9 protein-coding genes are annotated in these 14,238 nt (G+C 59.4%); 3 read left to right on the top strand and 6 right to left on the bottom strand.

The annotated features are described in order from the left end of the window. Entirely contained in the window at window positions 1-150 is a 150-nt protein-coding gene (locus ACHFFR_RS02945) for a prolyl oligopeptidase family serine peptidase (protein ID WP_394262797.1), read from the top strand. A gap of 45 nt (window positions 151-195) precedes the next feature. Here ACHFFR_RS02945 and ACHFFR_RS02950 read toward each other — a convergent pair whose 3' ends face one another. From ACHFFR_RS02950 to ACHFFR_RS02975, 6 genes are all read right to left on the bottom strand, one after another. After that, window positions 196-927, bottom strand: coding sequence for a hypothetical protein (locus ACHFFR_RS02950; protein WP_394262782.1), 732 nt, complete (start codon window positions 925-927; stop codon window positions 196-198). 36 nt (window positions 928-963) lie between these two features. Then, window positions 964-6,471 (bottom strand): DUF6531 domain-containing protein, encoded by a 5,508-nt coding sequence (locus ACHFFR_RS02955; RefSeq protein ID WP_394262783.1) that lies wholly within the window; start codon window positions 6,469-6,471, stop codon window positions 964-966. A 117-nt stretch (window positions 6,472-6,588) separates the two neighbouring features. After that, window positions 6,589-7,089, bottom strand: a complete 501-nt coding sequence (locus tag ACHFFR_RS02960) for a hypothetical protein (protein ID WP_394262784.1) — start codon at window positions 7,087-7,089, stop codon at window positions 6,589-6,591. 62 nt (window positions 7,090-7,151) lie between these two features. Next, window positions 7,152-7,310 (bottom strand): hypothetical protein, encoded by a 159-nt coding sequence (locus ACHFFR_RS02965; RefSeq protein ID WP_394262785.1) that lies wholly within the window; start codon window positions 7,308-7,310, stop codon window positions 7,152-7,154. Window positions 7,311-7,407: 97 nt separating this feature from the next. Next, window positions 7,408-7,689 (bottom strand): hypothetical protein, encoded by a 282-nt coding sequence (locus ACHFFR_RS02970; RefSeq protein WP_394262786.1) that lies wholly within the window; start codon window positions 7,687-7,689, stop codon window positions 7,408-7,410. Between the two features lie 460 nt (window positions 7,690-8,149). After that, entirely contained in the window at window positions 8,150-8,359 is a 210-nt protein-coding gene (locus ACHFFR_RS02975) for a hypothetical protein (protein ID WP_394262787.1), read from the bottom strand. Between the two features lie 159 nt (window positions 8,360-8,518). Here ACHFFR_RS02975 and ACHFFR_RS02980 point away from each other — a divergent pair, with 159 nt between their 5' ends. Both ACHFFR_RS02980 and ACHFFR_RS02985 read left to right on the top strand, forming a co-directional pair. Continuing rightward, window positions 8,519-13,534 carry a DUF6531 domain-containing protein gene (locus ACHFFR_RS02980; RefSeq protein ID WP_394262788.1) on the top strand — a complete coding sequence of 1,672 codons (5,016 nt, stop codon included), beginning with the start codon at window positions 8,519-8,521 and terminating at the stop codon, window positions 13,532-13,534. Between the two features lie 103 nt (window positions 13,535-13,637). After that, window positions 13,638-14,192, top strand: a complete 555-nt coding sequence (locus ACHFFR_RS02985) for a hypothetical protein (protein WP_394262789.1) — start codon at window positions 13,638-13,640, stop codon at window positions 14,190-14,192. Window positions 14,193-14,238: the final 46 nt, after the last annotated feature.

Below are 14,238 nucleotides of genomic sequence, written 5' to 3' on the forward strand. Positions count from 1 at the left end.
GTGCGCGGGCACAAGTTCCTCTACTACCCGGACGAGAACCATTGGATCCTCAAGCCGTCAAACTCGATGGTCTGGTACCAAACGGTCATGGCGTTCGTCGACCACCACGTGCTGGGCAAGGAGTGGGAGCGCCCCGAACTCCTCGGCTGAGCACGGCAACGTCCCCGCCGTGATCGCAATCCTGCGTTCCCAACGCTAACCAGATGATAGCAACGTCATGCTTCGGAACACCCACCCGACTCGTGCGGGCGACCGGTCAACGTCGATCACAGCGTGGTCAAAAATAAAACGAGTCAGGCCATCGCGTTCTTCAACAGACTCAAGCCGCAGCCCAATCACGGGCCGCATTTGCGAACGGTCTGAACGATATCCAGTCCGAGTAACAACCAGGCCGTCATCGAATTGCACAAGCCAGTCCGCCATCAACGTTAACGACCACTCGCCACCCTGACCCGCAATCACTACCCACGGATCATCCGCCTCAACAACGCTCACCACACACTCACGGCCCGAAACGAACGCGGCCACATCCGGGCCACGATCCGTCTCCCACGCAGGCGACGCATCACGAACTAATCCGCCCCCGCCAGGCACCTCGGACTTCGTGAATATAGGAAGAAACTCTACAAACCCGGCCGCTTCTTCTTTGACCACCTCGTCTGTGAGAAGGTTCGTCATCGAATACGATGCTTCACTGGTCGCCCGAATGACGTCATCGTCTAGCAAAGAGAATGACACGTCTCCCGAAAAGTCCAGACGCCACCCCTCACCCAGCTCAAGCGACAGTGGTGCATCCGACACAACACGCGTCAACCGAAACGCATTATCGTACGGGCGCCCAACCCAGCCGCCCCGGAACCGCACACCAAAAGCGCTGACCGTCCCCAGCATCCTCAGAACACTACTCAGATCGACAAACCGAGCCACAAATGTACTCCCCTCCTTCTAGCGCTACGCGAGGTGTCAATCCGAGACAATCCAGTCAGGAGACACATTCGGGACAACCACTTGACTGCCACCACCGGGGAGCGTCCCAAGGGTGTTACCCAGGCTATCGGTGATGTTCTGCGGCGCGACTAGTCCCTCGAAAATAACCTCGCCCGCGGGGACTCGAATATGTGTCTGGTTCTCGAGCGTATTTCCCCATGATGGCAGCAATGCACTGTCTAGTTGGCCTTGAAGTGGGCCACTCGATGGCGTGCGGGACCAGTAAGATCCCAGCTCTCCCGCAGTGCCTCCCCAATCTCGATATAGGTCCACAGTTCCCGTCGTCAGTTCTAAGCTATAACTTCCGGACCGGAACGAATCTGCCATGTCCTGACGAAGCGGACCCGGGTTCATGGGGTTGAACTCACCCAATGTCACAGTATCCCGCGGTGGCGTGTACAGAACGAGCTCCGTCGAAGTTTGGTTACGAACGACCAAATCCGTTCCAGGCGTCGTTGACATGGATTCGGCGACAGCGATGTCCTGTGACGTGTCGGGCGTTGTCGTGACCGAGTCCATCCGGTGCGAGATCTCACCGCCGACTGTCGAGAACACGAAGCTCGTCGCAAATCCGGTTGCAAAGTCGCGACCGAAGTTCGACGCTGTGTACCCCTCTGTTGTGAGAGCCCGTGCGGTCGTATCGATGCCCGTGCTGACGAATGCGTCCGCACCGTAACTCACGAGCCGGGCGCCGAGCGCACTCGACATTCGCGAACTTGCGAAACTGAGGGCAGCTTTTCCTGCTGCGCCTCCGGCAAGGCCCGACACTGCGCCAATCACACCATCGAATAACACCTGTCGAGGATCGACACTACCTGTCGTCCACTTCTGTTGAATCGTCGAGGTGCCAGCAGAAATCAGCGCACCGCCGACAATCGCGCCAGCTACAGGCCCCAAAGCAATCGTGGCGGCGACACCGCCAACGACCATCAGTCCACCGACGACATACTCCCACTTGGACCCGGGCATGTTCGCCTCATAGGCGTCCAAGTCGGCATCGGTGGCAGGGCGCATACCCCACGGGTCGACGAAGGCGAGCGGATTGTTATTCGCATACGAATAGCTGTTCGCACCTGCCGGGATGTCACCCAGCCCGCTCAACACATCAGTGGAGAGGAACGCGCGAGTGTTGCTGTCGTAAGTGCGAACGCCGAGTAGTTCGAGCCCGCCCAGAACGATCGTTCCTTGCGCGGAAACGAGCCCGTCAGCGTCATCAAGTGACCACGGGTTTGCGGCAGCCACCGGCCGCGCCGATCGCCACGACACCTGTTCGCCGTCGGCGCGCAACAGTCCGCCCGGTAGCGAGGCCAGCGCTTCGTTTTCTTCTTGAATAGGCCGCGGGATCGCTTGGGCGACATCCCAGGAGATCGGATGCCCGTTCACGTCCGTCACGTTTCCGAGAGCGTCAACGACGACGTCGGTCCGCTCAGTTGCGTCGGCAGTGACCCGCTCGATCGAGCTCAGATACCCGCGCTGATCCCACGAGTAGCGAACCAAAAGCCCGTCCGACCGGGTCTCGGCTATACGCCTGCCTGCCAGATCGTATGAGAACTCTGTCGTGGCCTCGCCCTGACGGATGGCCTCCAACTGTCCAAATGCGTTGTACGCGTAGTCTCGCGTGCCCTCCGCGCCGGATTCGCGGACGAGTCGGCCAGAGTCGTTGTAGGAGAACGTCTGGCTCCCACCCGGCTGGACGATCGACACAAGTTGGCCGGCGTCGTCGTATCCGTACGATGTGGACACCCCACCGGAAGTGACCGCCGTGATGCGCCCGGCGGTATCCCGGTCGATCGTCGTCGTATCTATACCATCAGCCGTAATCCGAGAATGGGAAACAAGTCCGCCGCCACGGTATGCCCATTCGTGGGCTGCGGACGGAGTCGACATGGACGTCAGGCGCCCGTCGTCGTTATAGGAGAATCCCACCTCGCCAAGGGCCGAATTGGTCAGCGAAATAAGCCGCCCGGCGCCGTCGTAGTCGTAGGTTGTCACGTCGCCGTTCGGCGCGGTCTGGGTAGCTCGGCGACCCGCGGGCGTGTACGTCCACGAGGTGGTTCGTCCGCCGGTCTCGTGGGAGATCAGTCGGCCGCGGCGGTCGTAGACGAGCCGGTGGGTCTCGCCGAGGATGTGGTCCGTGATCGTCTTCTCGCGACCGTCACGGCTAGCAAGAATCGAGTATCCGGGCTTGCCGTCGAAGCTTGTCGACACACCATCGGCAGTGCTCGTGCGTGTCACGGTGACGCCGTCCGGACCGGTGGTCGACTCGAGGCGTCCAAGTGCATCGTAGGTTGCATGCGTCGTCTGTCCGTTAACGGTCAGCTTCGTCGCACGATTGCGCCCATTGTATTCGCGGGTCTCCACCCGACCGTCGGGGAATTCCGTCAGTATGAGCCGATTGCGCTCGTCATAGCTATAGCGAGTGGTGCCGCCCAGCCCATTACGAACCGACGTGAGATTCCCGGCAAGATCGTAGGTGTAGCGCCGGTCGCCCGACCAGCCGTCGCGGGCATAGGTGATCTTTCCGTTACGGTTCCACTCGTATGTGGATACGCCGCGAACGCTCGATTCACGGCGAACGAGCTTGCCCGCGAGGTCATATTCGAACGTTTCATGTGAACCATCGTTTCGCGTCCAGCCAGACATTTGGCCGTCCGCGTTGTAGGCGTAGGAAATCCACGTCCCGTCCGCAAACGAAACCCTCGCGATCTTCCCTCGTACGTCGTAGTCGTATTCAGTGCGGGCGCCATCCGGATCGACCTCGGCGATTACTTTGCCCGCGAGGTCGCGCTCATAGCGACGAAGTGCGCCATCAGAAAGGAGTCGTTCAACGACGTTCCCGCACGCATCGTAAACGACAACCGATTCGTCATCGTCGTGCGACACCGATGTCACGTGTCCGAACGTGTCAAATGCCATGGTCTGCGTAGTCAAGACCTGCTCGGGCGACATCATGTGGAGCTTGGAGTCCCGGCTTCGGAAGTCGACTGTCGAGCGTGTCCTCCCACCCAGCGGATCCGTGACGGATTCCAGCGCGCCGTCGGGCGAGTACCCCATCTGCCAGGCGTGGCCGTCGGCATCAACTACGCCCGTAACACGCGAGAGCGAGTCGTAAGCGTAGGCGACATGTGCACCATCGGGGAGTTCAACATCGACGACGTTGCCCAGCTCGTCGTATGTGCGGCGAGATACGCGCCCCAGCGGGTCGGTTGCTGAGACGAGTTGTCCGGCGTCGTCGTATTCGAGCCGTGTGACGCCTCCATCAGGGGCTTGGAACTCAGTCAGGAACGAACTCGACCACGTGTATCGCCACGTGTTCCCGACCGCATCCGTATACGTGGCAAGCAAGCCGGCGTCTGTGTGCGTGTATGTCTTTCGCCCACCACGAGGAGAGATTTCTGCGACGACGTAGCCGGACTCGTCTCGCTCATAGCGAGTCGCATTGCCAAGGCCGTCCGTCATGGCGACGAGGTCCCCGTTGTCGTCATATGTAAAGGTCAGGCTCACGCCGGCGGGGTCGATTACCTCTCGGAGGAGGTCTCCCTCCCACCGATTGCGCGTAACGCCACCGCGAGGATCGGTGACGGTCTCGAGCTTGCGTGTATCTCCAACGTATGCGAAGGAGTAGACGCCACCGTTGGGGTCGACGGTTGTGGTGAGGCGATCGAGGTCATCCCACCCGTAGGTGATTTCTCCGCCAAGTTCATTAACGTGCCGCGAAACGAGGCCACGCTTGGTGTAGAGCGTGGTCTGCGTGGCACCGGAGCGAGACGTTCGAGCGATGACATTGCCGTACTTGTCGTACACCATCGTTTGCGTCTCGCCGGCGGAGTCAACCGCACGTACAAGACGACCGAAGACATCAGACACCCATGTGTCGGCACGCGTTCCGTCACGATCCGACGTTGATGTGACTCGCCCAGGCAGGTAAGAGAATCGGATCTCTCGGCCCTGCGGGGTGGTCTGGCTCGTCACGCGCCCTTCGGCGTCGTAGGTGTTGCGTACTTCGACGACGCCGGTCGCCGACGTCACCGTGGCAATCCGCCCGTCTACCCACTCGTAGCGGCGAGTGCCAAGCCCGCTCTTCGCGGACACGAGAGCGCCGGCGTCATACGAATACTCGACTGTCCGGCCGTCAGTTGCGGAAATCTGCGAGACCCGCTCCCCCTCATATGTGACGGTGATTCCGCGCCCGCGCGCGTCCGTGATCGCCCCGACACGTCCCTCTGAATCGTAGGAATACGAGACGGGAGAGCTGCTGTCGTAGTCAAAGCCGAGCAGGCGGCCGTCAGCGGCGAATAATCTGCGATGCCCAGCATTGTCGGTCAGAGCGTAGGCCGCCGTCCCGTCGCCGAACGTTAGAGATACTTGCTCGAGCCACCAATTGGCACGCTCGCCACGCCCGTACTGCCCGCGTTCGATTGGGAACCTGGTCTGTCGGCCATCAGCACGGAACCACACTGCGGCTTCGTCGTCGACAGTCAGGCACTCGTCCAGAACCGAGAACCAACCGGTGCCAAACCACGAACTGTGGTCGCCGATGGAGTTGTACATGCGCGTGAATTCGACATTCCCGATGACGAGATCGCGCTCAGGTTCGACGAAATTTCCGGTTGCTGCATTGACAGGGTCGGTCACATAGCCCGTTGTCGGTTCGATTCCAGAAATGGTCGCCGGTTCGACTTCGAGGTCCGTTCGAACCGCTCGTACCCCGGCGCTTTCCAAAGACGCCGTGAGCGCCGAATTCGGAACCGTGACGACGCCGTTGCTTCCAGCACGTTCGAAAGCTCCAGCAACTGTGTTGAGCCAGGAGGCGTCGTCGTCGTTTTCACTGAGCCACGTCCGCAAACTCCTGATAACGCCGCTCGCATTAAGGGTTCCGTATTTGCACGACTCCGCAAAGTCCGACAGCCGTCCCTCGAGATCACCAGGTTTGGTCGACAGATCAGAATTAAGGCCCGACAATCCCGCCGCCGCTGACCGCAGATCTTCAGGTACTGCCGACGACGTCCCATAGTTTGGTCCACCGCCCTCTCCGGGGGCTGGTGTTTCCCGAGTTTGAGCTGGCGGCGTCGGCGGTGTGATTGTCGGCGCTGGGTTGACGGTCATCCGTGGCGGGGCTTCTTGACCGACGAACCAGTCCCATGCCTTTTCCCACCAGTCGTCGTGCCTCGTAATATAGTCGCGTGCCGTCTGGCGCCGTTCGTTCTCTTGTTGTGCCGCCTCGGCAATATCCCTGACGCCCTGTGCAACAGAGCGTAAAGCTGACGCGATCTCAATCCGATCATCGCTCGCCACACCCATGTTGCTCGTGAAGAGTTCCGCGAAGTATCCCTTGAAGAATGCCGACGCCGTATTCTCGTGCGACGTTCGACTGGCTCCCTGGTTGTCGAGCGTGGTAGCTACCGAATCGAACGCGGATGCGACACTTGCTGCAACCGTGAAATCAAAATCCAGATCGTGCTCATTTGCACCTAGAGAAACCATAGGACCTTCTCCATTTCCTTCGACCTTCTAACAGGCATACTAATGAGTGATCACGTAGATACGAGTGCGACCTAGGAGGGAACTTCTATCCTAATTCCGCTCCTCCTACGAGGAAGCCTAACGGCGGCCAAAGAACGCGTCCACGTCGAAGCGGACAGGGTCGATGGTGATCTTCCTCATGGTATCGCCGTCCATAAATTCGACGTCGAGAAGGCGGGCTCCTTTAAACGCTGATTCCTTGACGGCCACCAAGTTATTCCGCTCAATTGTGAACGTTCCCTTGAAAGGGTGGTTAACTCGTAGCGAGTCTGCGGCGACGATGATCGCATAGGTGGCGTAGTAGTAGGAGCCGACCATCGCACCAATCCCGAAGACGAACGCGATCGTGACCGCTGCCCACTGCTTGCCCGCGCTCGCGTCACCCTGTCCCGTCACTACTAGGTAAATGCCGATGGCGATTGCCGCAATTCCAGCAAGAAAAGAAATAGCTGCGGCGCTCTTTGAGTAACTCTGGACTTCACCTAGCGCTTTTGGTTTCCGTGTGGCGATCACGATAGCTGCGCCCACCGGGACGAGGAAGCCGGCTGCGATCCAACCAACTGTCGATGGGGAGAACATGGATCAGTTCCTTTCGTCTCCTATGAATACGTCTGCACAGTTTCAGCGTAATGCAACAGCAATCAACCGCGGCGTAGCCGTTGTGCATCCTTATCGATGAGGATTGGTTCAAAGTCACCAGGGTTGACCAGCAACAAGCTCACATGAGTTTTCTCGTGCTCGTCGACGTCGGCGACGCCTGCCAGTGTCAACGCAACGATCTCGTCCGCTAACTTCTCCAAGGATCACGCTTGGTCGCTCCGCCGTCGATGGACTCGCATCCCACATCCAAAAACAGGTAGCCCGGAAAACCCGGGCCACCTGTTGTGAGAGCGACGCTTAGGCGCCGCCGCCAGCTTGGAAGATGTCTGCCGAAATCTTGTTGAGGTTTCCACGCAGCTCTTCGAGCTCGGCCTTGGCCTTGTCGAGGGCCGCCTTCGTCTCCGGCCACGTGTTGTTACGGAACTGCTCGGCGAGCGGGCCGTCCCACACGTTCGGATCCTGCAGAATCTTGCCCTGGTTATCGAGGGCCGTGATCTGGTCGGTGAAGCCACCAGTAATGATGTTCTGAATCTGGGTGATGGCGTCCTTAGCTTGCTGTGTTGAAAGTACGCGAGACATAAATCCTCCAAAGTACGATGGTGAAACCGCTTGTCGGTCCGTTTGTCAGTATAGGGGGTTGAACACGCCAAACGAAAGCATTCTTGTCCCCTTGGGGAACTACTAACCAGAATCAAAAGGGGGTTTGACCATATACACGGCATTCCGCTATCCATGAATAGGACCCGTCGTTCGTTTTGAACACCCCCGGCAAAATGGCCAATATGTTCACTTGCGCCCACCTTGGATATGATCGACATAGACATTAGCGGCCAACTCACTCAACCGTAAGGATCTTGTTGTGGCGACTCCCAGAGCAATCAGCACAGACGTCTGGAACAGCGCGATTGATAGCGCTTCTCAAGCCTTCAAAGACGCCTGCAACACACTGAAGTCGGCGCTAGAAACAGATGAAAGTTCGCGCCTTGCTGCTCAGCGCACGGCCGAGACTGATTTCAGAGGCTATTTCGCGGAAGTTTTTTCACGAAACGGCGGTGTCCGCGCGCAAGATAACGGCCGACTCTGTCAGGCGCTCCAAGCGATTAGCAGCGGCATTGAATCTGCACGCCAGTCCGCCCAAGGCGAACAACGCCGTATCGAGCGTGCACGTGAGTGGAAGCGTGAGCACGATGATTGGAAGGCTCGCCGCGAGAGCGGACTTATCCAAGGTTCCCTCCACGACTTTTTCCATTCGGAACCACAAATCGATACGAGTGATCTCAACCCGGGCGAGGCTCCACAGATTTCCTTCCCTGACACGGTTGTCAACAAGCCAGAGCTTCCTGCGGTAGGTACTGCGTATGTCGGCACACAAACCACAGCCGCACGGCCGTCAGATCTCGATTCCTTCGTGACGACCACAGCTGGGCTCAACTCCTCATTGCCCGGAAAGATCACGTCCATTGAATCCGCCTACTCCTCGTTCGAGTCATCGTGGAAGTTTAAGTCTGGGGATAAGGTCGTCAGCGGCATGGACGATTTCATTGCCGCAATTCGTAAGTTCAAGGACGCAAATACCAACGACACCGAGTGGATCCGCACAATTTCCGCCGCTTTCAAGGCCGCTGGTTCGGACAGTTCGGTTGTCTCGCTGTCTAACCATGCGCTCACCCTTGCGCTCCAAAACGCTGGCCAGGCCGATTCCGTTCACCGCGATTCCTTGGCAATCCCGAACGTTCAGCTCGCCGGCATTGTTCCCTCTACTGGCTACGCGGACGATCCGGTCAACACTGCAACCGGTAACTTCATCGAGCCAGAAACTGACCTCGCGTTTGGTGGCGGCAACGCAGGTCTCGTTCTCACTCGCATGTACAACTCGCTAACCGCAGTCGCGCAGCTCGATAGCGATGCGGACGCTCCGCGCGTGGGAGTTTTCGGTATCGGCTGGTCCTCTCCGCTTGATCAGTGTCTCGAGCGTCGCGAAGGGGCCTATGTCTGGGTTCGTGAAGATGGCCGTGAGATCGTCTTCAATGCTGATGAGACCACTGCCGCTGGTGCAGCATCCGGCTGTGCCACCCCGACGCGCGCCACGGAAGATAACTTCTGGCTCGAGTCTGACGGCAACGGTTGGCTTATTCGTGACAACGATGGCACTCGCTGGTCGTTCACGGCGTCTGGCCAGTGGACGAACACGTGGCTACGCCCAGGCTCCATCGTCACCGTCGAACGCGCCGAGGATGGCACCGTTGCCGCACTGTGCCACTCGCGCGGGCGTCGCATTGAGTTTGAATACGACGCCGATCGCGTCGTCGTCGTTCGTGCAAGCGATGGCCGCCGTGTCGAATACTTCTACAACAGCGTCGGCCACCTCACCGAAGTAAAGACTGGACGTGGTTCACGCGTCTACACCCATGACGAAGCAGGGCTCATCGAAAAGGTGATCTCGGCTTCCGGGGTTGTCGAAGCGAAGAACACGTACGACGCTTCGGGCCGCGTGACCTCCCAGCTCTCCCAGCACGGGCGAACCTCGCGCTACACCTACCTACCCGGGCGTGTCACCGAAGTGGCCGACATGGACGGCACTCGCGCCAACACCTGGATTTCCGACTCCAAGGGCCGCAACATTGCCGTCATTGACTCCGACGGCAATCGCCACTCCAAGACCTATGATCGCCGCGGCAACCTCATCCTCGAGCGCGACCGCGCCGACAAGGTTGCCGTCCATATCTATGACGATCGAGGCCACCGCACGCGCACGGTTCTGCCCACGGAGGCGGAGCTTCACTTTGAGTGGGACGACCAGGATCGTATTAGAGCCGTCATCGCGTCCAACGGTTCGACGACCATCTACGAGTATGTTGGCGAGGATCGCGACCCGTCGCGCGTTGTAGATCCGTACGGCGGGGTAACCCAGCTTGAGTGGGACAACGGCCTGCTCATGCGGGTCATCGACCCGGAAGGCGTGTCTCTGAGCTTCGCTTACGATGCGTATGGCGACATGATTTCCTTGACGAATGCCCGCGGGGACGTTGCGCGCCTAGTCCGTGACCACGGCGGTAACATCATCGAATCCATCACCCCGCTCGGCCACACGACGCGTTTTACCTACGACGAACGCGGCATCATCACGTCCAAGACGAACCCCGACGGCGGAACCTGGGTTCTCGAATCTGACGATGCCGGCCAGCTCACCGCGACTATCGACCCGACGGGCGCGCGTACCTCCTACTTCTACGAGTCCAACGGCGAGGTGCACCAGATCACCGATCCGCTCGGCCGCGTGACCACCCGCGACGTTGACGACATCGGCAATCCTTCCGCGATCACGCTGCCCGACGGCGATCAGTGGCTGTTCAACCACGACGGCCTGTCACGCCTGAAGTCTGCAACCGATCCCGACGGCGGAATCTGGCGCTACGAGCACAACGAAACCGGTGAGCTCGTGAAGACGGTCGACCCGACCGGCGTCGCCTACACCGTAACCGGCCGCCCGGAAGACGGGTCACTGACCGCAATTGACGCTAGCGGCGAGATTACTGGAACGATCGAGTTCGACTCGCTCGGCCGTCCGGTCAAGGGCACGAACCCGCAAGGCGATGCGGAAATCACCGCCTACGACGCCTGCGGACGCCCCTCGGAGTTCATCGACGCTGACGGCGGCCTGTCGCTCCTCAAGCGCGACCTCGCCGGCCGTGTCATCTCGTACACCAGCCCCGAGGGCCGCACGCAGACCATGGGTTACGACGAGTGCGGCCGTCTCGACACCGTTACCGCATCCGATGGCGCACGCACCACAATCACCTACGACGCCGATTCCCGGATCATCGCCGTGACTAACCCGGCTGGCGAGACGTCGTCGTACACATATGACGACTGTAGCCGCGTAACCGAAGCCCACGTGCCTGGAGCAGGCGTGTATCGGCGTCGTTACGACAAGCTCGGGCGCATCGTCTACGCCGAAGACCCAATTACCGGAATCCGTCACTTCGCCTACGACGCTGCTGGTCAGCTCGTTAAGGCAACGAACGGCCTAGGTGGTGAAACCCGCTACCGCTACGACGACCGCGGACGTGTCGTCGAGATCATTGACCCGCGCGGCTATTCCACCAAGCGCACCTACAACGCGCTCGACATGATCACCTCGGTCGAAGATCCGCTCGGCCGGACCACGTACGCCACCTACGACGCAGCGGGCCGTCAGACCTCGCAAACAGACGGCAACGGCGACACGACATCCCTCACGTTCGGTTCGAATGGCGCGCCATGTTCGCTGTCCATCAACGGCACGGTCATGACCGAAGCTGTTCGTGATGGCCGTGAAACCCGGATCACCGACTGGGCGCTTGCCGCAGGCGGCAAGCCGACCATCCACACCTTGACCTACGACCGTAAGGGCAAGCTGATCCGCAAGGTCACGACTTCGCCAACGGGCAACGCGGTTGTCTCGGAGTGGGCCTACGACCGCGACGGCCTGCGAACATCCTTCACCGTCGATGGTGACACGTCGTCGTACGACTATGACGCATCTGGCCGACTGACGGCGTTCACGCATTCGCGTTACGGCACCACGAATTTCACGTACGACGCCACGGGCCGCCTTATGCGCTCCGAGGGCGAAGAGGCGACACATTCGTGGACCTACGTGGATGGTTTCGTCGCATCGCACCTGCGCGAAGCAGGCGGTGAACGCGCCTCGACGGCGATCTCCCGCGATGCGTTCGGGCGCCCCGTCGTCGTCACGCACGACGACGCGACGATCGACTACCAGTACAACGACGCCGGTCAGCTCGTTGCCCTCCACTCGAACACGGGCGAAAGCCGCGGCTGGGACTTCGATTCCAGCGGGCACATGTTCTCATCGTGGCATCAGGAGGCCGACGGCGAGAAGAGGACCGAGCGTTACTCCTATGACGAGGCGAGCCAGCTCGTCTCGCAGGTGACAACGCGGGGCAGCCGAACTGTTGAGACCGGCTATGACTATGACCGCGCCGGACAACGCACGGCCAGCTACAGCTCTGATGGTCTGCGCCGCACGTTCACGTGGGATCCGAGTGGCTGGCTGACGCGCTATTCCGAGACACGCGCCGACGAGACAACTCTGAACATTTCGACAATCGTTGATGGATTCGGGCAGGTTGCGCGCGTGGGCGATCTGGATCTCGAGTGGGACCTCGCCGCCGCATTCCCGAGCCTGGCTCGCGTCGGCGATTTGGCCGTCGCAAAGCTACCTGGCGGCGGCATGCTGGCTGGCCATGCAGGCACGGATGGCGTGTGGCGGCAGATCGCGGGTGGCTCCACCCTCGACCCGTACGAAATTGCCGGGTTTAACCTGCCAGGTATGCCTGCCGGTTTCGAGCTCACAGCGGCGGGCCCGGCCATCGGCGGACACGTGTGGATGGGCGAGCGTCTCTACGACCCGACGTCGTCCAGCTTCCTGTCCGTCGACCCGATGCAGGCTCCGGCCGCAACCGTGTGGGCGTCTAACCCGTACAACTATCTGGCGAATAACCCGCTGAGCCTGACCGACCCACTGGGCCTATCTCCGATCACTGACCTGGAGGTTATCAATACCTTCAACGCGAACGCCTCAACCAGTAAATGGGAGTATGTCGCAGCCGGCTTCGCAGTCGTAGGCGGAATCGCCCTCATGAGCGTGGGTGGCCCAGCTGCCATAGCACTCGCCGCTGTTGGTGGAGCAGCTTTCAGTGCCGGAACTACTGTCGCAACCCAAAAGTTCTTCAATGGCAACGTCAATTGGCCGCAGGTTGGCGTCTCGGCCATCGTTGGCGGTCTGACCGGTGGTTTCGGCGGCTGGGCAAAGACCGCTTCAATGTCGGCAAACGGTGCGAAATCCCTCGCAACCATTGTTGGCGTCAACGCAGGAGTCGGTGGGGTGTCCTCCGCAACGATGTACAGAGTCCTGACACCTGCGGATGAACGGAGCCTACAAGGCTACGTTGCAGCTTTCATTTCCGGTGGACTTACGAGTGGAATTTCAGGAGCTGCCGGACCAGCGGCCGGAACTCTTGGAAAGGCGCTGACGGGTAGCGCAACCGGCTGGCAGACCACATCCATTCAATTGGGAATGAACTATTTTGCAGGATTCTCCGGATCGGTGACAAACGACATCCTCAACAACCGCGAAATAAATTACTTCAATGCGGGTTTTACGGGCGGAATGAACAGCGTCCTTTCGTACGGAACAGGTAAGTACCTGGCCGATCAGCATGGCGTTTCCACACTCTCTCAGGCTTCGTATTTTGGTGTGCGATCTCTCAGTGGCCTCATAAATCCCGTCGGCTCAAACGCAGGACGTCTCGCAGAAGGCGTTATCGGAGGTTCCTTAATAGGAGGAGTTGCCGACTATCTTGAGGACGCTCTCGGTATCAAAGAGAACCTCCAGGAGATGATAACCAATGGCCCGTAGAAGACTGGATGACAGCTCTTCGTTACGACGCAGAGTATTGCTCACAGTACTCATTTCTCTCGTTCCACTGCTCGCATTGTTTTACGATTTGTCGCCAAGTAGTGTGATCGCAGCCGTCATCTTGGTAGGCATCTTTACTCTGCTCTCGGTGGCACTTTACGTCACATCGTCTGTTTGGATTGTGATTCCCTATCTGGCCGTGACCTTGTTGGGTTTTGAGATCTTGTCTCCCATTATCGGCGAGGATCCTTGGCCATTCAGTTATGCGTGGATTGTAACCGGAATCGGACTGTTCCTTATCTGGGGCAGTTGGTTCTCCGTGCACAAACGCTTGCACCATGCACTTTCTTGGATTGTTCTTTCTTTGCTCGCAGGAATCTACGGAATCGTGCTTCCTCTCGCCAAGGGTGTTGCCATAGAACAGGTACTTCTGTGGTGTGGTGGCGGCCTAGCCACTGGCGTACTCGTGTCTGCGATCGGAAGGAAGTTCCGCTGGATCTTAACGATTGTGGGGATTCCGCTGATATCCGCCCTCCTAGGGGGCGAAGGACTCCAAATTCTCAGTTTCGTCGCTTTCGGCTGGCTGTCGTCATATGTCACCGCGTGCTTGCTCGGCGATGAATCGATAACCGAGCAAGGACACAAACGCACGCAGTAATTTCTTAGTTCAGATCTCGGTCGATGCGCTGGCCAGCCACGCTCAT

It is taken from the genome of Trueperella sp. (genome assembly GCF_043424875.1).
Lineage (GTDB): Bacteria > Actinomycetota > Actinomycetes > Actinomycetales > Actinomycetaceae > Trueperella.

Bases quoted from the DNA above. Each gene is read 5' to 3' on its own strand.
- ACHFFR_RS02955 (WP_394262783.1), bottom strand. From the start codon at position 6,471: ATGGTTTCTCTAGGTGCAAATGAGCACGATCTGGATTTTGATTTCACG.
- ACHFFR_RS02960 (WP_394262784.1), bottom strand. From the start codon at position 7,089: ATGTTCTCCCCATCGACAGTTGGTTGGATCGCAGCCGGCTTCCTCGTC.
- ACHFFR_RS02970 (WP_394262786.1), bottom strand. From the start codon at position 7,689: ATGTCTCGCGTACTTTCAACACAGCAAGCTAAGGACGCCATCACCCAG.
- ACHFFR_RS02975 (WP_394262787.1), bottom strand. From the start codon at position 8,359: ATGGAAAAAGTCGTGGAGGGAACCTTGGATAAGTCCGCTCTCGCGGCG.